The organism is Marivita sp. (assembly GCF_048006345.1).
Classification (GTDB): Bacteria; Pseudomonadota; Alphaproteobacteria; order Rhodobacterales; family Rhodobacteraceae; genus Marivita.
In genome coordinates this window covers 329,596-354,022 of the sequence record NZ_CP180351.1, presented here as the reverse complement: position 1 = coordinate 354,022, position 24,427 = coordinate 329,596, and the positions used below count along the sequence as shown (strand labels likewise).

The 24,427-nt window shown below is 62.7% G+C and carries 29 protein-coding genes and 1 riboswitch; of the genes, 8 read left to right on the top strand and 21 right to left on the bottom strand.

Annotated features, from left to right (window positions below; all coding sequences use genetic code 11):
* Positions 1-2: 2 nt before the first annotated feature.
* From ACMVPR_RS01850 to mraZ, 19 genes are all read right to left on the bottom strand, one after another.
* Entirely contained in the window at positions 3-1,025 is a 1,023-nt protein-coding gene (locus tag ACMVPR_RS01850; protein ID WP_416881464.1) for a biotin-dependent carboxyltransferase family protein, read from the bottom strand.
* The gene (locus ACMVPR_RS01845) at positions 1,022-1,768 is read right to left on the bottom strand and encodes a 5-oxoprolinase subunit B family protein (protein ID WP_416881463.1); all 747 of its coding nucleotides are present in this window, start codon (positions 1,766-1,768) and stop codon (positions 1,022-1,024) included. The genes ACMVPR_RS01850 and ACMVPR_RS01845 overlap by 4 nt, the downstream gene beginning before the upstream one ends.
* A 38-nt stretch (positions 1,769-1,806) precedes the next feature.
* On the bottom strand, positions 1,807-1,998 hold the full coding sequence (locus tag ACMVPR_RS01840; protein WP_300583275.1) for a DNA gyrase inhibitor YacG: 192 nt from the start codon (positions 1,996-1,998) through the stop codon (positions 1,807-1,809).
* On the bottom strand, positions 1,995-3,017 hold the full coding sequence (locus ACMVPR_RS01835; protein WP_416881462.1) for a ribonuclease E/G: 1,023 nt from the start codon (positions 3,015-3,017) through the stop codon (positions 1,995-1,997). The genes ACMVPR_RS01840 and ACMVPR_RS01835 overlap by 4 nt, the downstream gene beginning before the upstream one ends.
* Positions 3,014-3,592, bottom strand: a complete 579-nt coding sequence (locus tag ACMVPR_RS01830; RefSeq protein ID WP_416881461.1) for a Maf family protein — start codon at positions 3,590-3,592, stop codon at positions 3,014-3,016. The genes ACMVPR_RS01835 and ACMVPR_RS01830 overlap by 4 nt, the downstream gene beginning before the upstream one ends.
* Positions 3,593-3,599: 7 nt before the next feature.
* Positions 3,600-3,818 carry a translation initiation factor IF-1 gene (infA, locus tag ACMVPR_RS01825; protein ID WP_005978431.1) on the bottom strand — a complete coding sequence of 73 codons (219 nt, stop codon included), beginning with the start codon at positions 3,816-3,818 and terminating at the stop codon, positions 3,600-3,602.
* A gap of 82 nt (positions 3,819-3,900) precedes the next feature.
* Positions 3,901-4,785: a carbon-nitrogen hydrolase family protein gene (locus ACMVPR_RS01820; protein ID WP_416881460.1), complete on the bottom strand. Its 885-nt coding sequence runs from the start codon at positions 4,783-4,785 to the stop codon at positions 3,901-3,903.
* Positions 4,782-5,378 carry a GNAT family N-acetyltransferase gene (locus tag ACMVPR_RS01815; protein ID WP_416881459.1) on the bottom strand — a complete coding sequence of 199 codons (597 nt, stop codon included), beginning with the start codon at positions 5,376-5,378 and terminating at the stop codon, positions 4,782-4,784. Before ACMVPR_RS01815 ends, ACMVPR_RS01820 begins: the two co-directional genes overlap by 4 nt.
* Positions 5,378-5,773: a ketosteroid isomerase-related protein gene (locus tag ACMVPR_RS01810; protein WP_292265542.1), complete on the bottom strand. Its 396-nt coding sequence runs from the start codon at positions 5,771-5,773 to the stop codon at positions 5,378-5,380. The genes ACMVPR_RS01815 and ACMVPR_RS01810 overlap by 1 nt, the downstream gene beginning before the upstream one ends.
* The gene (locus ACMVPR_RS01805; protein WP_300583292.1) at positions 5,770-6,219 is read right to left on the bottom strand and encodes a low molecular weight phosphatase family protein; all 450 of its coding nucleotides are present in this window, start codon (positions 6,217-6,219) and stop codon (positions 5,770-5,772) included. Before ACMVPR_RS01805 ends, ACMVPR_RS01810 begins: the two co-directional genes overlap by 4 nt.
* 3 nt (positions 6,220-6,222) lie before the next feature.
* Entirely contained in the window at positions 6,223-6,702 is a 480-nt protein-coding gene (locus ACMVPR_RS01800; protein WP_292265538.1) for a UPF0262 family protein, read from the bottom strand.
* A 68-nt stretch (positions 6,703-6,770) separates the two neighbouring features.
* A complete protein-coding gene (locus tag ACMVPR_RS01795; protein ID WP_416881458.1) occupies positions 6,771-7,991 on the bottom strand; it encodes a Coenzyme F420 hydrogenase/dehydrogenase, beta subunit C-terminal domain in 1,221 nt (406 codons plus the stop codon).
* 238 nt (positions 7,992-8,229) lie between these two features.
* The gene (gene mraY, locus ACMVPR_RS01790; protein ID WP_292265534.1) at positions 8,230-9,312 is read right to left on the bottom strand and encodes a phospho-N-acetylmuramoyl-pentapeptide-transferase; all 1,083 of its coding nucleotides are present in this window, start codon (positions 9,310-9,312) and stop codon (positions 8,230-8,232) included.
* 7 nt (positions 9,313-9,319) lie between these two features.
* The gene (locus tag ACMVPR_RS01785; RefSeq protein ID WP_416881457.1) at positions 9,320-10,762 is read right to left on the bottom strand and encodes a UDP-N-acetylmuramoyl-tripeptide--D-alanyl-D-alanine ligase; all 1,443 of its coding nucleotides are present in this window, start codon (positions 10,760-10,762) and stop codon (positions 9,320-9,322) included.
* The gene (locus ACMVPR_RS01780) at positions 10,759-12,243 is read right to left on the bottom strand and encodes a UDP-N-acetylmuramoyl-L-alanyl-D-glutamate--2,6-diaminopimelate ligase (protein ID WP_416881456.1); all 1,485 of its coding nucleotides are present in this window, start codon (positions 12,241-12,243) and stop codon (positions 10,759-10,761) included. Before ACMVPR_RS01780 ends, ACMVPR_RS01785 begins: the two co-directional genes overlap by 4 nt.
* 45 nt (positions 12,244-12,288) lie before the next feature.
* Positions 12,289-14,076, bottom strand: a complete 1,788-nt coding sequence (locus tag ACMVPR_RS01775; RefSeq protein WP_416881455.1) for a peptidoglycan D,D-transpeptidase FtsI family protein — start codon at positions 14,074-14,076, stop codon at positions 12,289-12,291.
* Positions 14,073-14,426, bottom strand: coding sequence for a cell division protein FtsL (ftsL, locus tag ACMVPR_RS01770; protein ID WP_300583307.1), 354 nt, complete (start codon positions 14,424-14,426; stop codon positions 14,073-14,075). Before ftsL ends, ACMVPR_RS01775 begins: the two co-directional genes overlap by 4 nt.
* Positions 14,426-15,418 (bottom strand): 16S rRNA (cytosine(1402)-N(4))-methyltransferase RsmH, encoded by a 993-nt coding sequence (gene rsmH, locus ACMVPR_RS01765; protein ID WP_416881454.1) that lies wholly within the window; start codon positions 15,416-15,418, stop codon positions 14,426-14,428. The genes ftsL and rsmH overlap by 1 nt, the downstream gene beginning before the upstream one ends.
* 6 nt (positions 15,419-15,424) lie before the next feature.
* Complete coding sequence (mraZ, locus tag ACMVPR_RS01760) at positions 15,425-15,934, bottom strand: division/cell wall cluster transcriptional repressor MraZ (RefSeq protein WP_416881453.1); 510 nt, start codon at positions 15,932-15,934, stop codon at positions 15,425-15,427.
* 688 nt (positions 15,935-16,622) lie between these two features.
* Positions 16,623-16,805: riboswitch (cobalamin riboswitch) on the top strand.
* A 144-nt stretch (positions 16,806-16,949) separates the two neighbouring features.
* Here mraZ and ACMVPR_RS01755 point away from each other — a divergent pair.
* Genes ACMVPR_RS01755 through ACMVPR_RS01730 form a run of 6 tightly spaced genes read left to right on the top strand, consistent with a single transcriptional unit; the run spans position 16,950 to position 21,011 of the window.
* Positions 16,950-17,891 carry a FecCD family ABC transporter permease gene (locus tag ACMVPR_RS01755; protein WP_416884599.1) on the top strand — a complete coding sequence of 314 codons (942 nt, stop codon included), beginning with the start codon at positions 16,950-16,952 and terminating at the stop codon, positions 17,889-17,891.
* Positions 17,888-18,646 (top strand): ABC transporter ATP-binding protein, encoded by a 759-nt coding sequence (locus ACMVPR_RS01750; RefSeq protein WP_416881452.1) that lies wholly within the window; start codon positions 17,888-17,890, stop codon positions 18,644-18,646. Before ACMVPR_RS01755 ends, ACMVPR_RS01750 begins: the two co-directional genes overlap by 4 nt.
* Positions 18,643-19,260, top strand: a complete 618-nt coding sequence (locus ACMVPR_RS01745) for a MotA/TolQ/ExbB proton channel family protein (RefSeq protein WP_416881451.1) — start codon at positions 18,643-18,645, stop codon at positions 19,258-19,260. Before ACMVPR_RS01750 ends, ACMVPR_RS01745 begins: the two co-directional genes overlap by 4 nt.
* 1 nt (position 19,261) lies before the next feature.
* Positions 19,262-19,636 carry an ExbD/TolR family protein gene (locus ACMVPR_RS01740; protein WP_416881450.1) on the top strand — a complete coding sequence of 125 codons (375 nt, stop codon included), beginning with the start codon at positions 19,262-19,264 and terminating at the stop codon, positions 19,634-19,636.
* Positions 19,633-20,022, top strand: a complete 390-nt coding sequence (locus ACMVPR_RS01735; RefSeq protein ID WP_416881449.1) for an ExbD/TolR family protein — start codon at positions 19,633-19,635, stop codon at positions 20,020-20,022. Before ACMVPR_RS01740 ends, ACMVPR_RS01735 begins: the two co-directional genes overlap by 4 nt.
* Entirely contained in the window at positions 20,022-21,011 is a 990-nt protein-coding gene (locus tag ACMVPR_RS01730) for a TonB family protein (protein ID WP_416881448.1), read from the top strand. The genes ACMVPR_RS01735 and ACMVPR_RS01730 overlap by 1 nt, the downstream gene beginning before the upstream one ends.
* A gap of 46 nt (positions 21,012-21,057) precedes the next feature.
* Here the strand turns inward: ACMVPR_RS01730 and ACMVPR_RS01725 are convergent, their stop codons facing one another.
* Positions 21,058-22,125 (bottom strand): Mrp/NBP35 family ATP-binding protein, encoded by a 1,068-nt coding sequence (locus ACMVPR_RS01725; protein WP_416881447.1) that lies wholly within the window; start codon positions 22,123-22,125, stop codon positions 21,058-21,060.
* A 226-nt stretch (positions 22,126-22,351) separates the two neighbouring features.
* On the opposite strand from ACMVPR_RS01725, the gene ACMVPR_RS01720 reads away from it, so the two are divergent.
* A complete protein-coding gene (locus tag ACMVPR_RS01720; protein ID WP_416881446.1) occupies positions 22,352-22,570 on the top strand; it encodes a DUF1127 domain-containing protein in 219 nt (72 codons plus the stop codon).
* A 569-nt stretch (positions 22,571-23,139) separates the two neighbouring features.
* Positions 23,140-23,754 (top strand): dimethylsulfonioproprionate lyase family protein, encoded by a 615-nt coding sequence (locus ACMVPR_RS01715; RefSeq protein WP_416881445.1) that lies wholly within the window; start codon positions 23,140-23,142, stop codon positions 23,752-23,754.
* Between the two features lie 15 nt (positions 23,755-23,769).
* Here the strand turns inward: ACMVPR_RS01715 and ACMVPR_RS01710 are convergent, their stop codons facing one another.
* On the bottom strand, positions 23,770-24,285 hold the full coding sequence (locus ACMVPR_RS01710; RefSeq protein ID WP_416881444.1) for a GNAT family N-acetyltransferase: 516 nt from the start codon (positions 24,283-24,285) through the stop codon (positions 23,770-23,772).
* Between the last annotated feature and the right edge of the window lie 142 nt (positions 24,286-24,427).

Sequence of the window (24,427 nt, the reverse complement as noted above, 5' to 3'; positions counted from 1 at the left end):
GCTCACTCCTTTTCGTCCGGGGCATCACCTGCCGTGACCCCACTGATCAATTGATAGCTCAGCAGATCGCGGATCTGCGATGGATCGCGCACCAATGGCACGCAGAGTTTCGGCAGGGCGCGCAGGTGGTCGCGCATCTTGCGTTCCGCCTCCAACGCGTCATCCCGCGACACGAAACGGAACCGCAAAACCCCTCCTGATGGGGTTTGCACCGCGCGTGGCAAATCGGCGGGAATCACCGTGGCTATGCGCGGATAGCCCCCGGTCGTCTGGCTTTCGCGCAAAAGCAGGTAGGGCGTGCCATCGCCGGTGATCTGAATGTCGCCCGGCACAATCGATTCCGACAGGATGTTCAGCCCCGCGCTGGTGGCAAAGCCCTCGCCTGCAGAATCGAGCCGCATGCCCATTCGGTTGGCGCGGGCGTCCCGCGTAAACGTGGTTTCGGTAAAGCGGTCACGTGTTGCCGGATCGAAAAAGGCGGTTTGAAAGCTTTCCACCAAGCGGAGCACGCCACCATCGAACCGGCTGTCCTGCGGCAGGCAGAGCCCGACGCCGCTGCGCGTGTCTTCGCCCACAGGCAAGCTGTCCCCCGCCTGCACCGCCGTCCCGACCCCAGCCGCCAGATGCGCGGATCTCGACCCAAGCTGCAAAGGCAGGTCGAACCCGCCGCCAACATGCAGATACCCGTAACTGCCGGCCGTTACACCGCCGATCTCAAGCCGGGACCCGGCAGGAAGGGCATGGGACGCGTTCCAGGCAAGCGGTGCGCCATCCAATGTCGCCCGCATCGGCGCGCCGGTCAGGGCAATGCGGAGCGGTTCGGTAGCCTCAAAGACCCCACCGGACCCGGGCAATTCCAAGGCTGCGCAATCGACAGATTGCCCCAGCAGGGCTGCCCCCTCGGCCAAGGCCAGCGGGTCAGCCACCCCGCCCTGTGACACGCCAAAGGCGCGGTATCCGGTGCGGCCCCGGTCCTGCACCGTAGCTCCGGGCGCGATGCGATGCACGTTCAGGGCACGGGTCATCGGATCGCCTCGATCACAGCACCACCGTCGGGATCATTTTTGTGCCGCTCCAGCACATCGGGACTGGCCTTTACGAACTGCACCTCATCCCCCGGACGCAGGAAAAAGGGTGTGTCGTTGTCCGCCCGGAAGAGCTGCAGCGCGGTTTGCCCGACATGGCGCCAGCCTGTGGGGTTGGCCACCGAGAACAGGACAAACTGCCGGATCGCCACAACCAACGCGCCTTCGGGCACAGCCTTGGTCAGCGCGGTCTGGCGCGGGATGTTCCAGGCTTCGGGCAAAAGGCCCAGATAGGGCTGGCCGGGAGCAAATCCGATGGTCTGCACCCGCACGCGCGCCTCGGACAATTGGGCGATGGCAGTTTCGACAGAAAGCCCGGCCGCCTGTGCCGCTTCCTCAAGTTGTGGCGCAAGGTCGGTGCCGTAGACCGTGGGCACCCGGATGAACCGCCGCCCCTCGGGCATGGGTGCTGCGTACCAGTCCTGTTCGGCCAGAAGCGCGGTCAGCTTGGCGGTCACAGCCTCCAGGCTCAGATGCAGCGGATCGAACTGCACAAAGACCGACACCAAGGACGGCGCACATTCTTCGATGCCGTCGATCCCGGCGTGTGCGACCGCCGCGGAAAAGGCCAGTGCCGCGCGATTGGCCGGCTCGGTCAGCGCATCGCCAAAGCTGACAAGCACAGCGTTCAGACCCGCCGAGCGGATCAATGGGTCAAAAGAAGAAGAGGTCGCACCAGTCATGACCAAGCGGTATCACGCAGGTCGGCTGAGACAACCCGTTAGTGCAGCTTGTCCGCAGACGCAGCCGCCTGTTCAGCAGCTTCGATCGCCGCTTCGATGTCTTCGGGGTCGTTCGACGGCACCGCATAGTTCCCGTTCAGCCACCGCGCCAGATCGACATCTGCGCAGCGTTTCGAACAGAACGGGCGGGCGTCGGGGCTCGTCTCTTTGCCGCAGATGGGACAGCTCATGTCAGCACCTCGCTCAGGGAAAGTCGGTCACGCTTGCGTTGTAACTCGATATGCCCCAGCGGAGTCCACCCCACGAACACGGTTTCCACGCTGTCGCGCTTGAGCGCGCTGCGAAGAGCGCTTTCGATCTGGCGGCGGTCTTTCTTGGCTGTGGGGGCAGGATCGATCACGATCTGCCCACCAAGGCCCCGCAACCGCAACTGGCGCGGCAGGTCTTTAACCGCGGCAAGGTTCGCCTTGAGACCCGCCGCCGGGCTGGTGTCACCGCCTGTGTTCACGTCCACCGCCACAAGCGCCCGTGTCGGCTCGATGGCCATCGACGCCGATCCGCCCAAGGGCACATCCCGCGCCTTCAAACCGTCGAGCACATCCAGAATGCCGTGTCGGTCGAAACTGCCATCGGCACTGTCGATCTCGGCCTTGTCCGTCCATTCGCGCCACGCGAGCAGATGTGGCCCGTCACCAAGGGTCAGCGTTTCCGCGTCGCCTGTGGCATCGGCCATGACCTTGACGGCCAGATCGGCCATCGCCGCGATGTCGTCGGCGATCTCGTCCGCATCGGCACCTTCACACGAGGACCTCAAGATCAGGCCGAACCCATCCGCGTCCATAATTTCATGCGCAATCGCCAGTAAGTCCTCGCGCGCATCCTCGTCCTTGATCCGGCGCGAGACGTTGATCCCCGGCGCGTCCGGCGTGACGATGGCATAGCGGCTCTTGAAGAGTACCTTGTTCGTCACGGGAATTGCCTTGCCCGGCTCGGCATAGCCGGTGACCTGTACCAAGAGTGCCTGACCCGGCGACAAGCCATTGACCTGCCGCACAAAGGCTGACCCGTCGGGCGTGCACAGGAACATCCCGCCCTGCCCCTTCATCGGACGTTCGCAAATCGCGCGGTAGATCGTGCCCGGTGCGGGCTGGTCGGTGTCGAAGAACAGATCTTCGACCACTCCATCGACCATCAGCGCCGCGGCCTCGCGGTCTCCGACGTGATCCAACGCAATCAGACGACCCTTCATTCCGACACCCCGTATAGCGGATAGCCTGCAGCCACGAGCAGGTTCGCGGTTTCTGCCAGCGGCAATCCGACCACGGCACTGAAGCTGCCGCTGATCCACGGCACAAACGCGCCAGCCGGCCCTTGGATGGCATAGCCCCCCGCTTTGCCGCGCCAGTCTTCACTGGCAAGGTATGCGTTCACCTCGGCATCGCTGAGCGATTTCATCTTCACCTGCGTGACCACATCCCGTTCCCAAAGCTTGTCGCCCCGCCGGACAGCCACCGCCGTCACAACCCGGTGCCTGCGCCCGGACAACGCATAAAGGAACTGCGCGGCCTCTGCGGCATCCGCTGGTTTGCCCAGAATGCGCCGCCCCAAGGCAACTGAGGTGTCAGCAGACAGAACGATCTCGTCGTCACTTGCGGGAATCGCCAATGCCTTTTCACGCGCAAGCCGCACGCAATAAGGGCGCGGCAACTCACCGGGACGGGGATCTTCGTTGATATCGGGCGGGCGGATGTCATCCGCCTCCACCCCGATCTGAGCCAAAAGCTCCCGCCGCCGGGGGCTGCCGGAGCCAAGGATCAGCTTCATGAATCGCTTACTTGAAGCGGTAGTTGATCCGACCCTTGGTCAGATCGTAGGGCGTCATTTCGACTTGCACCTTGTCGCCTGCAAGAACACGAATCCGGTTCTTGCGCATCTTGCCTGCCGTGTGCGCGATGATCTCATGGCCGTTTTCAAGCTCGACCCGAAATGTCGCGTTAGGCAGGAGTTCCTTGACGACACCGGGAAATTCGAGCGTGTCTTCCTTGGCCATGGTTTCTCCTTCACTATCCGCCCCGTCATAGTGCGAGGCGCGCTACTAAATGGGGCCAAACGCCCAATTTATCAAGGCCTATTCAGCCGAGTTTCCGCGCTGCGGCAATCACGTCACGTCCCGTCTGGTCGTCCCAGTGCTTCCGGTTGAGCACCACACCATCCGCACGCACATGGGCAATCTGCGCCAGATCGACATCGGCATAGGTCCAACCGGGCTGGTTCAATGTGCCTTCTGCGATCACGCCCGTGGCTGGAAACCCGGTATCAGGTGGGCCAAAAATGCCGCCCATACCCGTGTTCATGTCCACCGCTTCGGACCAGTCGCAGGCACCGACAGTTGAGGACATGATCGTAACGCACTGATTCTCCAACGCCCGCGCCATCGCCCCGATCCGCACCCGCGAATACCCGGTCAGCGCTTCGGTACAGCTTGGCACAAGGATCAGATCCGCCTCGGCCATCGCACGCCCCAGCAGCGGGAACTCGCTGTCATAGCAGATCAGGATACCGATCCGGCCCAGTGCCGTTTCGAACATATGCAGCGGCCCACCCGCAACGACACCCCACTCCTCACGTTCGAATCGCGTCATGATCTGCTTGTCCTGATGGTCCATACTGCCATCCGGCGCAAAGAATCGGGCGCGATTCACGGGACGCGCCCCAAGCTCCGGGTCGAACACCGGGGCAGAGGCCGCAAGGATGTATACCCCAAACTCCTGCGCCAGTTTGGCATGCAGCGCATCCGCCTCCGGGATCCGATCCGACACCGCCCTGAGCGACGCCTCCAGATCCAGCGCCACATCGCGCCCGGCAAGCGTCGCCAACTCCATCGCACCGTATTCCGGGAACACCAGAAGGTCGGCACCGGCACCCGCCGCCTCGCTCACCCAACGTGTCAGCTTTTCTTCGTAAGCCTTCCAAGAATTGAAAAAATCCATCGGATAGGCTGCAGCGGCAACTTTCATCTCTCATCCTCCGTCAACGCCCGTGTCCAGACCTGCAACGGCTTCCGCGTTGCCTCGGTCTGGTCGACGTCCTTCCACGAAAACCACGCGATGGCCCCATCCAGCGGCGCATATCCGCGCTTGCGCCAGAACCCATCCAAGGGCCGATACCCGTCCGGCCGTAACGGATGATCCAGAGGCCGCACCACCCCGCAAAAGGCCGACACCTTGGCCCCCAGGCCGCGACCATGCGCCTCGCGCAGATCAAAGAATCGGTGGCCTACACCACGCCCGCGATACTCCGGCAAAAGAACCGACTCGGCACAATAGAAGATGTCGTTCAGCGCCAGTCCGGTTCCGTCAAAGGCAGCCGCAAAATCATCGGCGTGATCCGCCATCGGCGTGCCGGTCGCCGCACCGACCAACCGAGTGCCATCAAACGCGCCCACAAGGATCGCCGCATCCGAGGTCCGATAGGTCTCCAGATACCCGCGCTCATAGTCCAGATCGCCGTCATAAAGATACGGCCAGTCCCGAAACACCCGTATGCGCAGCCCCGCCACATCGTCCAGAGCCGCGTCCAGCGCCTCTCCGGTCAGTGCCTCGATCCGCATCACGAGACCTGTTTGATCCAGTCGCTGAGGTTGTAATAGGTCACGACGCGGCTGATCTTGCCATCGGTCAGCGAAAAGAACGACCCGGCAGGTAGGCGATAGCCCTGCCCTTTGGCCTCAGGCAGCCCGGCATCCGTAGTCAGATAGGTGCCGTTCACCATGTATTCTGCCGCGCCGCGCGCGCCATCTTCAGCGACAAACACCACCATCTCGGTCAGCGTTTCGTCATAGCACCGCGCCATATGCCCGCAGAACTCTTCGAACGCCGCGCGGCCGATCCGCACATTGCCCTCGTTCACATGATGCGCCACGTCCTCGGTCAGGCAGTCCAGCATGCCCGCAATGTCCTTGCGGTTGAACGCATCAAAATATCGCTCGATTGTGGCGCGGCTCATAGCTGCCCTCCCCATTTGCGTTTCAAGTGATCCACCAGCTGGTCCCGCGTCTGCCGATAGGAATTGAGCTTTTGCTCGCGCGTCTCGCCCAGCCCCGTGGGGTCCATGATCGGCCAGTATTCCACCGTCAGATGATAGAACCGCGTCAGATCCAGCGCCCGCCGTTGCGAAGCGGGTGACAAGGCCACGATCAGATCGAACCCGGACAGCGCCTCACCATTCTCTTCCAACTCGTCGAAAGACCGCGACCGATGGCGGCTCATCTCCACCCCGATCTCTTTGCAGACCGAAATGGCGAAGCCGTCGATTTCAAGGTCGTTCATCACGCCGACCGATTGCACATAGGTCTCGAAGCCATAGAGCTTCTTCATGATCCCCTCGGCCATGGGAGACCGAACCGCATTGTGATCGCAGCAAAACAGAATCGACTGCGGCAGCGCTTTCAAACCTCAGCCCCCGAAATGCAGGACGCAGACCAGAGTGAACAGGCGCCGTGCGGTGTCGTCATCCACCTTCACTTTGCCGTCGAGCCGTTCCTGCAGAATGCGCGCGCCTTCGTTGTGAATACCGCGTCGCGCCATGTCGATGGTCTCGATCTGGCTGGGCGGCAGGGTTTTCACCGCGTCGAAATAGGATTTGCAGATCTGGAAATAGTCCTTGACCACCTGCCGGAACGGCGACAGCGACAGGTGAAATTCCGCCGCCTTTTCATGGCTTTCGGTGGTTACATCAAAGACCAATCGTTTGTCCCGGATCGACAACCCGACGTTATAGGGACCCTGTGGAACCGGACGTCCGTCGCGGTCGGGCAGTTCAAACGTGTTGTGCTCCATCAGGTCGAACATCGCCACGCGGCGTTCCTGTTCGATCTCAGGCGTGGGCGGGGGCAGATTGCCGTCGTCCAGTTCGATATGGGCAATGCGTGTCATGGGCCGTCTTCCTTGATCTGCGCCCCTCCCTAACGCGCGTTGATATTCCGTGCAATCTGGCCTTTGGCCTAACTGCGCGTTTCGTCCTTGTCGGGGAGCAGACCATAGCGGGCGGCAACGCGCCAGACATGGGGGGGCACCATGTTCTTGATCCGCGCCGGATGTGCCCGCCTGAGGTGCAATATCGTCTCGATCGCCTTCATTTCGACCCGCGCGCGGGCAAACTCTAATCCACGAGGCCCGGTGCGCGGCTGCAACCACGCCACAATGGGCCGCACCCAATCGGGCATCCGCCGCAACGGCAACCCGCCTGCCGCGCGTTCCGTATTGACCATGAAGCCCTTGACCGCCGCCTCGCGCTTGCCCTTGTCGGTCAGATCGCGCCGCACCACGCGGTCGCCCAGCCGGTCCAGCACCGCCGCACCGCGCGCATTGCGCACGATCAGCCACTGGTCGCCATCGCCGCCCATGTAGCCCACAGTGATATCCGCGAGCCGGTTGGTGTAATCGACGCAGGTCTTGCAGGTCATCGGAAAGAAATCCGCCGGCAGGTCCGACAGCGGCAGTTTGAGAAACGGCACAAAGCGCGGCTTGCGGCCATCGTCGAAGCGCAATTCCACCCGGTAATCCGCGCGAAACTCCAGATAGGACACCGTCTCTGGCTTGTCGTCCAACCGCGCCAGGAACGCATGGAAATTCTCGGTTGTTGTGTTGTCAGAACAGGGCGTACCGATCACAGTGATCTCGTCGAACCCCAGCTCCGCCTCCAGCGCCCGCAGCGCGTAGACCTGACAGGGAACACCCACCACGGCGATCCGCCGATGCCCGGCCGCACGTGCAGGCTCAAGCAGCGCCAGAAGTGGCCCAAAGCCCATCCGCATGCCCCGGCACTGCGCCATCTCCTCGGCCTCCGTCACGATCACAGGCATGGGCTTCCAACGATCCAGCGGATCAGGCGCGGTCGCCAGTACCGCATCCACCGCCCCGGCCCGCAGCAATTCTGCGGCCAATCCGGTGGTCAACCCAGTCCACTGCGCGCCCTCGGCGGCAGGCTCCAGCCGCGCGCGGTACATGGCCTGCGCCACACCAAAAAACGCCTCGTCACCCGTGCCAGCAATCCGCCCATGCACAGACCGTTCAAGGCTCTCGTAATCCGGCTGAATGAACTGGCAGGCTTTCCCACAGGCACGGCCATCGCCCATCCGCGACACACCGCAATCGGTACAAAGTCCCGACCGGGGCGCGCCACCGATTTCAGGCACCGTCAGGCCGATACGACCACCATCCATGTCAGACTCTCCACGCAGCAACATGTCAACTTTAGTTGACAGTCGTGCGAAATGCGAGTCCTGACTTCTTCTCTTTCCAAATACGCAAATGCACCGCCGCAACAGGCGCACCGCCCGGCCAAAGCGTCACGACATCACACACCCGAGGACGTCGCCGAAGGCGTAAGGACGAGAAACCCTGAGCGCAATTCTATTGCGCTCAATCCGAAAACCGGTTTCCACTTTTTGGATTGAGCGCCTAGCGCACCTTCAGCGTCGCCAACCCGATCAGTGCCAGAATGAGCGAGATGATCCAGAACCGGATCACGATCTGCGGCTCGGCCCAGCCCTTTTTCTCGTAGTGGTGATGGATCGGCGCCATGAGGAACACGCGCTTGCCGGTCCGTTTGAAGTAGAGAACCTGGATGATCACGGACAGCGCCTCGACCACGAACAAGCCGCCAACAATGGCCAACACGATCTCGTGCTTTGTCGCCACCGCAATCGCGCCCAAGGCACCGCCCAGCGCCAAAGACCCGGTATCCCCCATGAACACCGCAGCCGGCGGCGCGTTGTACCACAGGAACCCAAGGCCTCCGCCGAACAACCCGGCGGTAAAGATCAGGATCTCGCCTGTGCCGGGCACGTAATGCACGTCCAGATATTCGGTGAAGTCGACGCGGCCCACCGCATAGGCAATCACGCCCAGCGTGCCCGCCGCGATCATCACCGGCATGATCGCCAAACCGTCAAGCCCGTCCGTCAGGTTCACCGCATTGGCCGCACCGACGATCACGATCACGGCAAAGGGCACAAAGAGATACCCAAGGTTGAGCAGCGTGTCCTTGAACACCGGGAACGCCAACTGGTTCGTCAGCTCTTCGGGATGGTATTGCGCCGCCCAGTAACCTGCGATCGCCGCGATCAGAAACCCCAGCAAAAGCCGAACCTTACCGGACACACCTGCGGTATTCTGCTTTTTCACCTTGGCATAGTCATCGGCAAAGCCAATCAGCGCAAAACTCATGGTGACAAACAGCACCATCCATACGAACGGGTTGTCCAGCCGTGCCCACAAGAGCGTTGATGTCAGCAGCGCGCCAACGATCAACAACCCCCCCATGGTCGGCGTACCTGCCTTGGAAAAATGCCCCTCGGGTCCGTCGCTGCGGATCGGCTGACCCTTGCCTTGCCGTTTGCGCAACACGTTGATCAGCGGCCGCCCAAACAGGAAGCCAAAGATCAGCGCGGTCAGAAACGCGCCCCCGGCGCGGAACGTGATATAGCGAAAGAGGTTGAAGAAGTCCCCCCCGTCCGACAGTGCGGTCAACCAAAACAACATGAACTTTTCATCCTTCCGCCTCGTCGCGCGCGCTGCCTTGGCTCATATTGCGGATGGCGTCAACCACACGCGCCAGCCGCATCGACAGCGATCCCTTCACCATCACCACATCCCCAGCATCAAGCTGGCGGGGAAGCCGCGAAGCCATATCGTCGGACGACTCGAACCACAGGCCTCGCTGTTCGTCCGGCAGCGCATCATGGAGGTGCCGCATCAGGTGCCCGACGCAATGCACCTTGTCCAAGGCCTTGGTCGCGTCAAGATCGGCCAAGGCTGCATGCAGCTCTGGTCCGGTCGGACCAAGCTCTTTCATGTCGCCCAGCACTGCAATCCGCCGGCCCTTGCTGACCCGGCCCACATCGTTCTGAACCGGAGCCGCCGCGAGGATCTCGAGCGCCGCCGCTACCGAAGCCGGATTGGCGTTATAGGCATCGTCGAACAGCGACAGCGTTGCATTGGGGTTGGCCTCGTCCAGCGTGACGGTCACATGAGCCCCGCGCCCGGCACCCGGCAGCCACCTGCCCAGATCGTTACACACCAGTGCCCGATCCAAACGGAGCGCCGAGGCCACGGCAATGACACCCATGCCATTGACCCCGAAATGCCGTCCAGCCGTGTTCACCTTGAACAGAACCGGCGCCCGCCACGCGCGCCCGACCACCACAATCGAATCTTCATGGGCCGTGACCGTTGTCGCGCGATGATGGGCGGTCTTGCTTTCCCCGAATGAAATCAGATTTTTCGCATATTTCGCAGCGGTGTCGCGCAGGATCGGACTGGTCTTCAGGTCGCCATTGAACACGGCGGTCCCGCCCGGTTCCAGACCTTCAAAGATCGATGCTTTCTCGTGCGCGATCCCCTCGATACTCTCGAATGCCTCAAGATGGGCTGGGGCGACGATCGTGACCATCGCAACATGCGGCCGCGCCATGCGGCTCAGCGGAGCAATCTCGCCAGGGTGATTCATGCCGATCTCGATCACCGCGAATTCGGTGTCGCGTGGCATACGCGCCAGCGTCAGCGGCACACCCCAATGGTTGTTATAGCTCGCCTCAGCCGCATGAACCTTGCCGTGCGAGGCCAGAACCGTGCGCAACATCTCTTTGGTCGAGGTCTTGCCGACCGACCCGGTCACGCCAACCACCTTGGCCTTTGTCCGCGCCCGCGAGGCACGACCCAAAGCCTCCAGCCCTGCCTGCACATCGTCCACGATCAGAAGCGGCGCATCCTCGGCCACACCCTCGGGCACACGGGACACCAAGGCAGCTGCGGCACCCTTCTCCAACGCCTGTGCGACGAAATCATGCCCGTCCCGCGCCGCCTTGAGCGCCACAAACAGGTCTCCCGGTTGGATCGTACGCGTATCGATGGACACGCCCGTTGCCGCCCAATCCCCGGTCACCCGACCGCCCGTCGCTTCTGCCGCCTCTGCGCTTGTCCAAAGCGTCATGCCAATTTCCCGTCCAAAGCCGCAACTGCCACGCTGGCCTGTTCCACATCGTCAAACGGATAGACCGTGTCACCCACGATCTGCCCGGTCTCATGCCCCTTGCCGCAGATCAGCAGCGCATCGCCCGGACCCACCGCATCCACACCACGCAGGATCGCTTCGGCCCGGTCGCCCACTTCGGTCGCCTCGGGCGCACCTTCAAGCACCGCCGCGCGGATCAACGCCGGGTCTTCGCTGCGCGGGTTGTCGTCGGTGACGATCACCTGATCGGCAAATTCAGCCGCCGCCGCCCCCATCAAGGGTCGCTTGCCGGGGTCGCGGTCGCCGCCTGCGCCGATGATCGCCACCAGACGGCCCATAACATGGGGTCGGATCGCCTGACAGGCGGTGGCCACCGCATCCGGCGTATGCGCGTAATCCACATAGACCGCCGCGCCATTGCTGCGCGTCGCCGCCAGCTGCATCCGTCCCCGCACGGTTTCCAGTTCGGGCAGGACCGCGAACACCCGATCCGGCGTCACGCCGCTCGCGATGACCAGACCGACGGCAACCATGACGTTTTCCGCCTGAAATCCACCCACGAGGTTCAGCCGGGTCTGAAAAGTCTCGCCGCCAAACTTGATCCGCACATCCTGCCCGGTGGCATCAAAGCGCTGACCCAGCAGCACCATATCGGCACCCGTGTCCCGCCCGACGGTCATGGTCTCCTGCCCCCGCGCCCGCGCGATCGCCAGCATATCCACACCGCGCGCATCGTCGATATTGATCACCGCGATCCCGTCCTCGGGCAGCACACGCGCAAAGAGCCCAGCCTTCGCGTCAAAATACGCCTCGAAACTGTCGTGGTAATCCAGATGGTCTTGGGTGAAATTGGTGAACCCCGCTGCACGCAGGTTCACGCCATCCAGCCGCCGCTGCGCCAAGCCATGCGAGGACGCCTCCATCGCGGCATGGTCGATCCCGGCATCCGCTGCCGCCGCCAAAGCGCGATGCAGCGTGATTGGTTCGGGAGTGGTGTGCATGAGCGGCGCTTGCCAGTCGCCTTCAACGCCGGTTGTCCCAAGGTTGACCGCCGGAATGCCCAGCAACTGCCAGATCCGGCGCACGAAACTGGCAACACTTGTCTTGCCGTTGGTGCCAGTCACGGCCACCACCGTGTCAGGCTGCTGTTCGAACCAAAGGGCCGCGCAGAACGCCAGAGTCTGGCGCGGATCGGCAGCGATCACCACCGCTGCGGTCGACCCTGCGAGCTCTTCTTTGGCAATCTCGGCGCCGTCCACATCCGTCAGGATCGCCGCAGCGCCCATGCGCAACGCATATTGGATGAATTCTCCGCCATGCATCTTGGTGCCCGGCAGGGCAGCAAAGAGGTATCCCTCTTTGACATCCCGGCTGTCCACGGCAAGCCCGGTGACAATCGCATCCGCGCCGCCGCGCGCCGTCAGACCCAGCTCACTCAGGCTTTTGCCCTTTGCTGCCATGACGACCCCCTCGTGTTCTATGCCCCGCGACCGGGGCAATCGCCCTCAGTTCGAGGTGTTGATGATGCCCGTCAATTGCCGTGTTTCGACCTCCGGGCGCAAGCCCAGAAGAGGGGCGACGCGACGGATCATTTCGGCCGCCACAGGAACAGCCGTCCATCCTGCCGTGCGGCGCGGCTTGGTGCCGCTGGTCTCCACAGGCTCGTCCAGCGTAACGATCAGAACGTATTTCGGGTTGTTGGACGGAAAGACCGACGCGAAGGTGTTGATCACCTTGTCGTCGTAATACCCGCGACCGTTGGCTCTGGGCTTGTCGGCCGTGCCGGTCTTGCCCGCGACCGAATACCCCGGCACCTCGCCGAAACTGGCGGTGCCTTCCGTCACGACTTTCCGCAGCATCTCAACGGATTGCGCGGCGGTTCTTTCGCTCACGACGCGCGGACCGAGGCGCGGACCGTCCTGTTTGAGAAGCGTGGGCTGCACGTAATACCCACCATTGGCCAGCGCAGCATACCCTGCGGCCAGATGCAGCGGGGTCGTGCTGATGCCGTGGCCATAGGAAACGGTCACGGTCGAAATGTCGGCCCAACGTGGCGGCAACAAGGGCTGCCCGCCCTTCGCTTCGATCATCTCGAACGGCACCGGTTCGAAAAAGCCGAGCGACTTCAGGAATTCCTGCTGCCGTGCCTTGCCGATTTGCAGGGCAAGTTTGCCAGTTCCACGGTTCGAGCTTTTGACGATGATGTCAGACACCGTCAAAGCCCCGTAATTCTTGTTGTTGAATTCGCGGATCGGGTGATTGTTCACCCGCATCGGAGGAGAGGTGTCGATCACCGTGTTCGGGTTCACCAACCCAAGCTCGAGCGCCTGCGCCGACGCAAAGATCTTGAACGTCGATCCAAGCTCATAAACGCCCTGTACCGCGCGGTTGAAAAGCGGACTGTCGGCGGCCTCGCCTTGCGTCAACGGACGCGGCCGGTCGTTCGGATCGAAATCCGGGAGGGACGCAATCGCGATCACTTCGCCAGTGTAGACATCCATCAGAACGCTGGCCGCCCCCTTGGCGTTCATCAGCTTCATTCCACCCAGCAACACCCGTTCGGTCGCCGCCTGGATGGTCAGGTCCAGGGACAACTCCAAAGGCGCACCTTCACGGGCCGGATCGCGCAGTTCCTCGTCAAAGAACTTTTCGATCCCTGCTGTTCCGATAACTTCAGCAGAATGAACACCTTCGCGACCAAAGCTTGCCCCGCCAAGCACATGCGATGCCAGCGCGCCATTGGGATAAAGCCGCATTTCACGCGGCCCAAACAGCAGTCCGGGCTCCCCAATGTCATGCACCTTTTGTTTTTGCTCAGGGCTCAGTTTTTTGCGTACCCACATGAATTTACGGGGCCCAGTGAAATCTTTGCGCAAACGTTCTTCGTCAAGCTCCGGAAAAATCTTGACCAATTCGGCTGCAGTCCGGTTCGGATCGACCATCTGATGCGGATGCGCATAAAGCGAGAAGGTCTCCATATTGGTCGCCAGAATGCGCCCCTGACGGTCCACGATATCGGCCCTGCTCGCGATGATCGACGCGCCTGTCGCCTGCGCGCGCGGCTCTTCCGGCTCGGAGGCCGCCAATGTTCCCATCCGCGCCCCGATCACACCGAAGGCACAAAAGAACATCACCGCCATCACCAAAAGCCGCCCCTCGGCCCGCGACCGCGCCTTGTCACGCATCTGCTCATGGCGAATGCGCAGGTTCTCGCGTTCGATGGCATCGGGGTTTTCGCCTTTGCGGCGGGCATCGAGGATTCGCGCCAGAGGGCGCAGCGGCGTGCGGATCATGGCTCTTGCTCCTGGGCTCCTGCACTTGAAATCTCAACCGGATCGGTGATCGGCAATTCAGGCGGCTGCGGATAGGCGATCTGGTCCACCCGTCCGAACTGGTCCGGCTCCAGCGGCATCAGACCCAGACGCTCGAAATTCACCTCGGCCAGATCACGCAGCCGGTCTGGCCGATTGAGATAGGCCCATTCCGCCCGCAACACCGCCAGCCGCGCCCGCGCATCCGCAATGTCGCTGCGCACGGATTGCGCCTCGCCCAGCGCGGCCTGCGTCTTGTAATTCTCGTGGTACGCCCAGAACGCAGCGGCGATCACGGTCAGGAAGGTCAGGACATACAGCAGCGACCGCATCAACGATCCTCCTTCAACAAGGGCAAGGCGATCTGCCCGGCATCAATGTCACCCGCAGCGGCATCGGTGCGCCGCGCCACGCGCAGCTTGGCCGAGCGGGATCGCGGGTTGATCGCCAGTTCATCATCATCCGGACCCACCGCTTTGCGGGTCACGATCTCGAATGCGGGGGTTTCGGCTTCGATCTCGGGCGCATAGCGGTTGGCCCGCCCCGCCTGCCCGCCCCGCGCCTGCAGGAACCGCTTGACCATCCGGTCCTCGACCGAATGGAAGCTCACCACGGCCAGCAAACCGCCGGGCTTCAAAGCCCGTTCTGCCGCCATCAACCCCTGCATCAACGCGCCATACTCATCATTCACCGCGATCCGCAGCGCCTGAAAACTGCGCGTGGCCGGGTGCGATTGACCCGGCTTGGGACGTGGCAGACAGGATTCGACGATCCGGGTCAGCTCAAGAGTCCGCGTGATCGGCGCCACCTTGCGCGCGGCCACGATCGCCTTTGCGATCCGGCGCGAGGCGCGTTCTTCGCCGTAGGTATAGAGAATGTCCGCAATATCGAACTCATCAGCCGTGTTGACGATATCCGCCGCGGACGGGCCATCCTGCCCCATCCGCATGTCCAGCGGGCCATCCTTCATGAAGGAAAACCCCCGCTCTGCGAGGTCGAGCTGCATCGACGACACACCCAGATCCAACACAACCCCGTCCACATCAGACGCGATCTGATCCATCTCGGCGAAATTGGCGCGGTGCAATTCGATCCGGCCGCCAAATTCTGGCAACCACGCCGCCGCCATATCATGAGCCAGCGGATCGCGGTCGATCCCAATGACCTTGTCAGCCCCGGCCTCGATCAACCCGCGCGCATAGCCACCCGCACCAAAGGTGCCATCAACCCAAACGCCAGCCACCGGCGCCACCGCCCGTAAGAGCGGAGCAAGAAGGACGGGGATGTGCGGGTCGGTCGAAGGGGAGGCAGCGGCAGCAGACATATCCGATCAGCCCCCCGGCTGCTGATCCAGGAAGATGAGCGGGTCGACATCGTCGGGCAGCTCATCCAGCCACTCGTCGGTCGCGGCCTGCTCTTCGGCCTCAAAGGTTTCGGGGTCCCAGATCTGGAAGGTATCACCTGCCCCGATGAAGAACGCCTCGGACGTCAGCCCGATCTTCTCGCGCAGTTTGGCCGGCAGCACCAGACGCCCGGTCTCGTCCACACTGGTTGCATGGGACTGCCCGTTGAACAGACGTTGCAGCATCTTGCGCTCGACCGATCCCCGTGGGAGCGCTTCGATCTTGGAGTCGACTTCTTCGATGGCCTCGACCGTGTAACATTCTAGGTATTTCCGGCGCGTGTCGCCGTAGACAATGACCAGCTCGGGGTTCAGACCTTCGGTAAAACCGGGATCGCCCGCTTCGAGGACACGACGAAACGAGGCCGGGATGGACACCCTGCCTTTGCCATCAACCTTGTGATGACTTTCGCCTCTGAACCTCAGTCTCCGGGTCACTGCCCTACTGGTCCTCTCATGCCTCTTGTCCCTGGAAACGGAAACGGCGGGTTGATCTGCTGCCACTGATCAACCCGCCGTCCGTGTCCCGTTTCCGGGAAGTCCGACTGCGCGCGCCACCTGGGGGGATGTCTGCTCGCCCGCGCGCCGGATCTCTGTGTTCGATGAAAGCGGGTGCCTGTATGAAACCTGCTTTTTTTATTGTTTGGATACCGCGTCGAGGTCTGTGTCGCCTCGTTTGCTGTTCCTGCTCTCATCTCGTGAGATAGGGATGCCATGGGAAAACATGGGTGGCAACAGTTTTTTATGGGAATCCGCATCTAGATGTTGCCTCAACGCGCATCCGGAAACCGCATGTAGTGGGAAATCAGCTCCACTGGTCCAAAATAGACCACACGGCAAACCTAAAACCACAATATCTAGAGCCAGCCCGTGCGAAACATACTTGCCCATAAATTCCCACATACGAAACAAACAAACCAAGAACATCGGTAATCCGTAAGGTTTCCACACCGAGAATCTGCCCATTTTCCCCAAGAATCCAGCCGAATCACCCGTGTGATTCGACATGTCGCACAGGGCGCAGACGATCCGTCCCATACTTTCCCATGCGCGATCCCATGCTTTCCCATAGCTGGCCCACGCCCGACCAGGGATCAGCAAAGCTTGCAATGCGTTCTGCCCGGATGTACCCCAAAGAAGTCATGGTCCGGGCAACCCCCGGTGAAAAGGGAACGTGGTGAAATCCCACGACTGCCCCCGCAACTGTAAGCGGCGAGCGTGTTCGGCACATGCCACTGGGAAACCGGGAAGGCCCGACACACGCCCCGACCCGCAAGTCAGGAGACCTGCCGTGACAGATCACCCTACACTCGCGCGGGGTGCGCGGGATGTGACGGTACTCCGGTGTGGTGACAGTCACCGTCTTTGGGCGTGCCCGAAGGCTTGATATGTTCGATGCGCGGGAGGCAGAGCGGTGAAGCTCTTTGGTGCGCTGGTGGTTTTGACAGGAGGGATGTTTCTTGCATCGCTCTTTGTCGGCTATGCGGCGATCTCTGTCCCCGAAGGATTGGCTGCGCTGTTCGGCCAAGGCAATCCGCTTTACGTGACCATCATGCAGGACATTCGCCTGCCCCGCGCGCTTTTGGCGGCGATGGTCGGCGTGTCGCTTGGCCTGTCCGGAGCGGCGATGCAGGGCTATCTGCGCAACCCCCTCGCGGAACCGGGCCTGATCGGCGTGTCGGGCGCTGCTGCACTTGGCGCTGTGATCGCCTTGCAGACCGGGCTTGCCGCCGCGTTCCTGCTGGCGCTGCCAATCGCAGCACTTGCCTTTGCCGCTCTGGCGGTCGGGCTGATCCTATTGCTCGCCGGTCCGCGCGGGTCGTCGCTGACCCTGATCCTTGCAGGCATCGCGGTGTCCGCCTTTGCCGCAGCACTGACCTCGCTGACTTTGAACCTGTCGCCCAACCCCTATGCCGCATCCGAGATCATGTTCTGGTTGATGGGTTCGGTCGCCAACCGCGCCATGAGCCATGTCTGGCTGGCCCTGCCGATCATGGCACTGGGCTGGATCTTGCTGGCAGGCCTTGGCCGGGGCCTTGATGCGCTGACATTGGGGGAAGATGCCGCCGAAGCCCTTGGCATCTCGCTCTCCCGCCTGCGCCTGCAACTCCTGCTGGGCACCGCCGCCGCTGTTGGTGCCGCCACCGCCGTGGCCGGGGCCGTAGGCTTTGTCGGTTTGGTCGTCCCGCACATCCTGCGCCGCTTTGCCCATGGCCGCCCGTCGACCCTGCTCTGGGCCTCGGCCCTTGGCGGAGCCGCGATGGTTCTGGCCGCTGACCTGACCACCCGACTGATCCTGCCCGACCGAGACCTGAAACTGGGCGTGGTCATGGCTCTGATCGGCGCACCGCTGTTCCTGCACCTTATATACAAGACACGGAGGGAGATCGCGTGACCCTCCTCACCGTGCAGAACCTCACTGTCCGGCGCGGCGAATGTCCTGTGGTGGATAATGCGTCCTTCGCCATCAGTCCCGGCGAATGTGTTGGCCTGATCGGCCCCAATGGCGCGGGCAAGACATCGCTGCTGCGCGGCGCACTTGGCTTGCTGCCCTTCGAAGGCACAAGCACCCTTGCCGCCCTGCCGGCACACAAACGCGCCGCCCAAGCCGCATGGCTGCCGCAGAACCGCGAAATTGCGTGGCCGATGTCGGTCGAACGCATCGTGGCCCTTGGCCGACTACCTTACCTTGCAAGGGGAGCGTCGCTCTCGCCGACGGACAAGAGCGCCGTCGACGCCGCCCTCACTCGCATGGGCCTGCAAACCTACCGCGCCCGTCTTGCGACCGCCTTGTCGGGCGGCGAACAGGCCCGCGTGCTGATCGCCCGCACCCTGGCGCAGGACACACCGCTTTTGATGGCGGATGAGCCCATTGCCGGGCTCGACCCAGCAGCCCAGATCGCCACGCTTCAGGTGTTCGAGGCCCTTGCGCAAGAGGGCCGCGCGGTGCTCACCTCCCTGCACGACCTGTCGCTTGCGGGGCGCTATTGCACGCGGCTGATCCTGATGGGCGCAGGTCGCATCATTGCAGACGGATCCCCCCGCGATGTGCTGAGGCCCGACCTTCTGGCGCAGGTCTTTCGGCTTCAGGCAGAGGTTCTGGACACGCCGCACGGCCCTATCATTCAGCCCCTGGGAGTGCTCACATGACCAAGATCATCGCCTTCTTGAACATCGGCGGCCCTGCGCTCTGGGTGATTGCGGGTCTGAGCGTGGTCACCCTCGGTCTGATCCTGTGGAAACTCTGGCGCTTGTCTCTCATGGGGGCATGGCGGCGCAGCGCAAGCGAAAAGGCGGTCGCGCTTTGGCAGAAGGGCCAGCACGATGCAGCCCTGTCCAGCATCCAGCACCGCAAAGGCTTGCGCGCGCGGGTGGTCAAAGCCGCGATGCAGGCGGATCGCAGATTGCACAGCGACGATGCCCGCGATGAAACCGCCCGCGTTGCCCGAGGTGCCTTGATGGATGCAGGCAGCGGCTTGCGCGCACTTGACCTCATTGCCACGATCGCGCCCTTGGTGGGCCTTCTCGGCACCGTTCTGGGCATGATCGACGCCTTTCAGGCGCTGCAGGACAGCGGTGCCCGCGCAGATCCGTCAGCGCTGGCGGGCGGCATCTGGGAGGCGCTTCTCACCACGGCAGCAGGCATGGCCGTGGCGATCCCCGCATCCATGGCGCTCAGCTGGTTCGACAGCATCAATGACCGCCTCGCCCATGATTTCGATGATCTGGCCACCCGCATCCTGACTAAGGGAAAACAGCACTGACATGTTGGAGTTGGGCCACCAGACACGCAGACGCCGCATCGGGTTGACCCCGATGATCGATGTCGTCTTCCTGCTGCTGGTGTTCTTTATGCTGGCCGCACGGTTCGGCGTGACAGATGCAATCCCGGTCACTCTGTCCAGCGGCGCTGCCCAGTCCTATGACGGGCCACCTCGACTTGTGACGGTTCTGCCCAATGGGCTGCGCGTCAACGGCATCGACACCACGGACCCGGTCCAAGCCCTTACCCCGCTGATGGGATCTGATAAGGACATCATCATCCTGCGCGCCCGCGATGGCGCATCGGTGCAAGCCCTGCTCGACGCGATGGGTCAATTGCGCGCTGCGGGCTGGCCGAACCTCGTGGTGCTGGAATGAGACGCCGGGCGCTCATAATACCAAGGGCGCGACGCTCCGCGCGCGAACCGGTTGTACCGATGATCAACGTGGTGTTTCTTCTGCTGATCTTCTTTCTGATGACAGCGCAGATCGTCCCACCCGCGCCGTTCGATCTGACCCTGCCAAACGCCAGCGGCGATGAAGACACAGGCCAGAACGCTCTTTATATCAGCGCCAGCGGCGAGATCGCCTACGACACCTTCCGTGGCGAGGCCGCCCTCGCCCAAGCGGTCACGGCAACCGCAGACAGGCCGTTGCGCCTTTATGCCGACGCGACTCTGCCCGCCGCAACGCTTGCCAAAGTGCTCGCACAATTGACAACCCTTGGCGCGACCGGGGTCGAGATCGTGACGGAGGGCAACTGATGCGCATTGTCGAACTCACAGCCTTCATCGCTTTGTCGAGCGCGCTTCATGCTGCCACGCTGTTGCTTGCGCCCGTGCCGGGAGGCGGAAGCAGCGGCGGCGAAGGCGGCGCGGCAGATGTCACACTTCAAGCCGCAACCCCGACATTGGCCGCGATGGTTCAGGACTGGGACCGCCCGCCCGAAGTGAGCACCGCACCAACCTTGCTGCAGCCCGAGGCAACCCCAACGCCGGACCGCCCGACAGCCGAGGCCAGACCGGACAGACGCCCGCAAAAGACGGCGCTCGCGATCCCGAGCGCCCCGCCGGACCGCCCACAGGCCGAAACGCGCCTGCCCGCACCGCCTGTACCCTTGGCCGCGCCCGAACCAGACGCGCTGGCCCTGCCTGACGCAGGTAACACCGACCTGCCCAACCTGCCCCGCGCCCTGACGGCGCCCCGCCTCGCATCACCGCAACCGGCAGCGCCGACCGACATTGCCCAAGCGGAACCGCAGGTGGACACAAGCCCTGCCGAAAGCCGGACCGCGCCGGTAGCCTCGCTCCGTCCGGCAATTCGGCCAGAGCGCGCCGCCACGAGACCCGTGCCAGAGCAGGCACCTCAATCCGCACCGCGCCCGGCGCAAACGGCCAAAGGCAGCGGTTCGACATCCACCACAACCAAAGCCGCAACGCGCGCGGCCCCGGTGGCCAGCGGCCCGTCAAAGGCACAGCTTGCGCGGTTGGAGCAGCAATGGGGCGCACAGATCACATCTGCCCTGCGCCGCGCACATCGGCCGCCGCGTGGGACAGTAGGGACGGTGAAACTGGTGATCGCCATCACACCATCAGGGCAAGTGGCCGGGGTGTCACTGGCAGCCTCCTCGGGCAACAGCCGGTTGGATCAGGCAGCCCTTGCAGCCGTCCAGCGTGCAAGGTTCCCGCGCGCACCGGAAGGGCTGACGAAATCCAGTTATCGCTTCAGCCAACGTCTGACCGTGTCGCGATAGCGCTCCGTCGACGGAGCGCGGCGATGCGTCGACGCATCGCCCCGGCTCAGGCCATACCACCCTTGATCAATCCGTCTGCCAACTGCGCATAGGCGTCCGCCATCGGCCCGTCCCCCGCCGCAATCGGCACGCCGCCATCGCCCGCCAGCCGCGTGTCCAGATCAAGCGGAAGCTGCGCTAACAGGGGCACACCGCGCGCCGCGGCTTCGGCCACCGTGCCACCCGACCCGAAGATATGGCTTTGCCCGCCGCAATGCGGACAGGTGAAGACGGCCATGTTTTCGATCAACCCCAGCACTGGGGTGTTCAATGTCTCGAACATATCCAAGGCCTTGCGGGCATCGAGCAGCGCCACGTCCTGCGGGGTCGAGACCACGATGGCCCCGGACACCTGAGCCTTCTGGCAGAGCGTCATCGCCACATCCCCCGTGCCCGGCGGCAGATCGACCAGCAGCACATCCAATGTGCCCCAGGCCACCTGGCTCAGCATCTGCTGCAACGCTCCCATCAGCATCGGCCCGCGCCAGACCACGGCCTTTTCCTCGGGCAACATCAGGCCGATTGACATGATCGTGACCCCATGCGCCTTGAGCGGAATGATCGTCTGACCATCCGGGCTTTCAGGTTTTTGCGAAACGCCCATCATGCGCGGCTGGCTGGGGCCGTAGATATCGGCATCAAGCAGGCCAACGCGACGTCCCGCCCGCGCCAAAGCCACGGCAAGGTTCGACGACACGGTGGATTTGCCCACGCCACCCTTGCCAGACCCAATCGCGAGGATCCGCGCCACACCCGAGGGTTTCAGCGACCCCGCCTGTGGCTTCATATGCCCCCCGATCTTGAGACCGGACGGAGGTTTGGCCGCCGGACCATGGGCGGTCAGCGCCACCGTCACCTGCGACACCCCCGGCAAGTCCGCGACAACGGCCTCGGCCGCTTTGCGCACAGGTTCCATCAGGCGAGCGATTTCGGGCGATGGCGCTTCGATGACAAAGCGGACAACCGAGCCGTCGATCTGAATCGCCCTGACCAGATCGCCCGAAATCAGGTCTTTGCCATCGGGAATCGCAACACGCGACAGGGCCGCGCAAATCTGTTCGGTCGTTACGGACATGCCCAACCTTTCCTCTATGTGACACAGAGATGACAGCCACGTGGTCCAGCTTCAACCAGTTGCCGCGGAAACAGGCCTGTTAGCGCAAAACGCACAAATTTGAACCAGTTGGTCTATGCAATTGCTGCATAGCAGCATTGAAGCAAAATCCTATTGTGCAACCGCAGCATTCGCCTATCTTCAACTCAAGCGAACGGAAACACACATAATCGAACAGAGCAGACACATGGCATACGAAACAAACAGTCTCGGCGCGGTCGGCAATGGCATCATGGATCGGGTCAACACCCTGATCGCAGAATATCGCGCCAAAGCGGCGCGGCGCAAGGTCTACCGCAACACCCTGCGCGAACTCAGCGCGCTGTCGCACCGCGAATTGTGCGATCTTGGATTGAACCATTCCGAAATCAAACGCGTTGCGTATCAGGCAGCTTACGAAAGCTGATCGACTTTCGGTGAGCATGCGCCCCTCGGGGCCCCTCACCACACCGGCTCGGGCGTCCTCTCCTCCTCCCTGGACGTTCCGGACTTGACGGTGGCACCTCTCCTCCTCCCTGGGTGCCACCGTCGCAAAGTTTCGGGCTTACGCCCACACGGTCTCGGCATCCTCTCCTCCTCCCTGGATGTCGTGAACTCGACGGTGGCACCTCTCCTCCTCCCTGGGTGCCACCGTCACAAGGTTTCGGGCTACGGCCCACACGATCTCGGCATCCTCTCCTCCTCCCTGGATGCCGTGAACTAGACGGTGGCACCTCTCCTCCTCCCTGGTGCCACCGTCACAAGGTTTCGGGCTCACGCCCACACAAGATCGGCGTCCTCTCCTCCTCCCTGGATGCCGTGAACTGGAAACGGTGGTGCCTCTCCTCCCTTGGCACCACCGTTTTTTCTTGAGAGACGCATCCTGATCCGGGGTTTCGACACCCACCGAAGAAATGCGACCTCTACCGGTCGCCTTTCGATGCGCAGATTCCCAATAGACGCCGCACCTTTGCTGAAACGGGCTCAGGTGCAGTCATGCCTTTACACACCCCTTTCCTTGATCTGCTCGACGCGCTTGCGACGATTTACGAGGCCGAGCCCGATCCGCAGGGCCCGTACACAGCGCAAACCCTGCGCGTGACGCCATCACCTGTAGCCTTCGACCGCCAACCGCCCTGTTTGCTGGACACGGGCATCCGCAGCGTTCTGGAGAGCAGCCCGCATCCGGCAGCGCGTGCGACCCTTGCAGCGCAGGATGTGTTGCCCTGGGGCTCAAACCCGGTCGAAGACAACACCGAGGCCAGCATCGCGGCGATGATCAGTGTGGCCACTCTGATGGGGCCGGAAGGCCCGATTCCCGCGCCTGATGTGCGGTTGGGATTGGTGTATATGCGGCCGGACTGCTACTATCCTCTGCACATTCACGACGCGGATGAGACCTATGTCATTCTGGCCGGTCAGGCGCTCTGGACCGCCGGGGATGACGTTCGGATGCGCGGCGCGGGCGACATGGTGCATCATCCCAGCCTGATGCCGCATGCGTTCCGCACAGGGTCCGAAGGGTTTGTCGCGCTCTGGCGCTGGAGCGGGGACATCAACCTGCACTCCTATGCCTTCATCGAAGATGTCGCGACTGACTTGCAGGCTTGAGCAACGGCGCGACGCTTAGCGCAAATCGACCTGCATATAATCGAAATGATCGGCAAGCTCGATCGGATCAGAACATTCGGGATAGCGCGGGATAAATCGAAAGCCCAATTTACGGTAGATGCGCAACATGTCCTCGTTGCCCTTCACGGCATTGACCAACAGCGACCGCCAGCCCATGTCGCGCGCTGCCTCCATGCGCATATCCACCAGCATGCGGCCCAAACCGTGACCGTTGGCTTCGGGGCGCACAAACAGCCGTTTCATCTCTCCCGCATCCGACCGCGCCTGTTGCAGCGTTCCGCAGCCAACCAATCGGCCGTCGCTGTCATGCACCAGCATGAGCCGACCCGTCGGTGGCAGGACCTTGTGAAGATTGGTCCAGAATCCCGCGATGGGCTGTTCGGGGTCAATGTTCGCAGGCCCACCAGCCAGTTCAAGTTTGCGGAGGACCACTTTGTAATACTCGACCAGCAAGTCATGCAGCGCTTGCCTGTCAGACACCTCGGACACCGAACTGATTTCGAACCCCATTCAGCACCTCCTTGGCGGGACACCGAGCGCTGGCGCTTGCCCGATAATGCAGAATGGCACAAATTGACCAAAGCGGTAGCAGTTAATGCGACCCATCCCGACGGCAAAGGCCCTGTCAGAGCGCTATTTTCCCACATGCCTT

Excerpts from the sequence above, each read along its gene's own strand:
- ACMVPR_RS01850 (WP_416881464.1), bottom strand. The coding sequence starts at position 1,025 with ATGACCCGTGCCCTGAACGTGCATCGCATCGCGCCCGGAGCTACGGTG.
- ACMVPR_RS01845 (WP_416881463.1), bottom strand. The coding sequence starts at position 1,768 with ATGACTGGTGCGACCTCTTCTTCTTTTGACCCATTGATCCGCTCGGCG.
- ACMVPR_RS01840 (WP_300583275.1), bottom strand. The coding sequence starts at position 1,998 with ATGAGCTGTCCCATCTGCGGCAAAGAGACGAGCCCCGACGCCCGCCCG.
- ACMVPR_RS01835 (WP_416881462.1), bottom strand. The coding sequence starts at position 3,017 with ATGAAGGGTCGTCTGATTGCGTTGGATCACGTCGGAGACCGCGAGGCC.
- ACMVPR_RS01830 (WP_416881461.1), bottom strand. The coding sequence starts at position 3,592 with ATGAAGCTGATCCTTGGCTCCGGCAGCCCCCGGCGGCGGGAGCTTTTG.
- infA (WP_005978431.1), bottom strand. The coding sequence starts at position 3,818 with ATGGCCAAGGAAGACACGCTCGAATTTCCCGGTGTCGTCAAGGAACTC.
- ACMVPR_RS01820 (WP_416881460.1), bottom strand. The coding sequence starts at position 4,785 with ATGAAAGTTGCCGCTGCAGCCTATCCGATGGATTTTTTCAATTCTTGG.
- ACMVPR_RS01815 (WP_416881459.1), bottom strand. The coding sequence starts at position 5,378 with ATGCGGATCGAGGCACTGACCGGAGAGGCGCTGGACGCGGCTCTGGAC.
- ACMVPR_RS01810 (WP_292265542.1), bottom strand. The coding sequence starts at position 5,773 with ATGAGCCGCGCCACAATCGAGCGATATTTTGATGCGTTCAACCGCAAG.
- ACMVPR_RS01800 (WP_292265538.1), bottom strand. The coding sequence starts at position 6,702 with ATGACACGCATTGCCCATATCGAACTGGACGACGGCAATCTGCCCCCG.
- ACMVPR_RS01795 (WP_416881458.1), bottom strand. The coding sequence starts at position 7,991 with ATGGATGGTGGTCGTATCGGCCTGACGGTGCCTGAAATCGGTGGCGCG.
- mraY (WP_292265534.1), bottom strand. The coding sequence starts at position 9,312 with ATGTTGTTTTGGTTGACCGCACTGTCGGACGGGGGGGACTTCTTCAAC.
- ACMVPR_RS01785 (WP_416881457.1), bottom strand. The coding sequence starts at position 10,762 with ATGACGCTTTGGACAAGCGCAGAGGCGGCAGAAGCGACGGGCGGTCGG.
- ACMVPR_RS01780 (WP_416881456.1), bottom strand. The coding sequence starts at position 12,243 with ATGGCAGCAAAGGGCAAAAGCCTGAGTGAGCTGGGTCTGACGGCGCGC.
- ACMVPR_RS01775 (WP_416881455.1), bottom strand. The coding sequence starts at position 14,076 with ATGATCCGCACGCCGCTGCGCCCTCTGGCGCGAATCCTCGATGCCCGC.
- ftsL (WP_300583307.1), bottom strand. The coding sequence starts at position 14,426 with ATGCGGTCGCTGCTGTATGTCCTGACCTTCCTGACCGTGATCGCCGCT.
- rsmH (WP_416881454.1), bottom strand. The coding sequence starts at position 15,418 with ATGTCTGCTGCCGCTGCCTCCCCTTCGACCGACCCGCACATCCCCGTC.
- ACMVPR_RS01755 (WP_416884599.1), top strand. The coding sequence starts at position 16,950 with ATGTTTCTTGCATCGCTCTTTGTCGGCTATGCGGCGATCTCTGTCCCC.
- ACMVPR_RS01745 (WP_416881451.1), top strand. The coding sequence starts at position 18,643 with ATGACCAAGATCATCGCCTTCTTGAACATCGGCGGCCCTGCGCTCTGG.
- ACMVPR_RS01740 (WP_416881450.1), top strand. The coding sequence starts at position 19,262 with ATGTTGGAGTTGGGCCACCAGACACGCAGACGCCGCATCGGGTTGACC.
- ACMVPR_RS01735 (WP_416881449.1), top strand. The coding sequence starts at position 19,633 with ATGAGACGCCGGGCGCTCATAATACCAAGGGCGCGACGCTCCGCGCGC.
- ACMVPR_RS01730 (WP_416881448.1), top strand. The coding sequence starts at position 20,022 with ATGCGCATTGTCGAACTCACAGCCTTCATCGCTTTGTCGAGCGCGCTT.
- ACMVPR_RS01725 (WP_416881447.1), bottom strand. The coding sequence starts at position 22,125 with ATGTCCGTAACGACCGAACAGATTTGCGCGGCCCTGTCGCGTGTTGCG.
- ACMVPR_RS01720 (WP_416881446.1), top strand. The coding sequence starts at position 22,352 with ATGGCATACGAAACAAACAGTCTCGGCGCGGTCGGCAATGGCATCATG.
- ACMVPR_RS01715 (WP_416881445.1), top strand. The coding sequence starts at position 23,140 with ATGCCTTTACACACCCCTTTCCTTGATCTGCTCGACGCGCTTGCGACG.
- ACMVPR_RS01710 (WP_416881444.1), bottom strand. The coding sequence starts at position 24,285 with ATGGGGTTCGAAATCAGTTCGGTGTCCGAGGTGTCTGACAGGCAAGCG.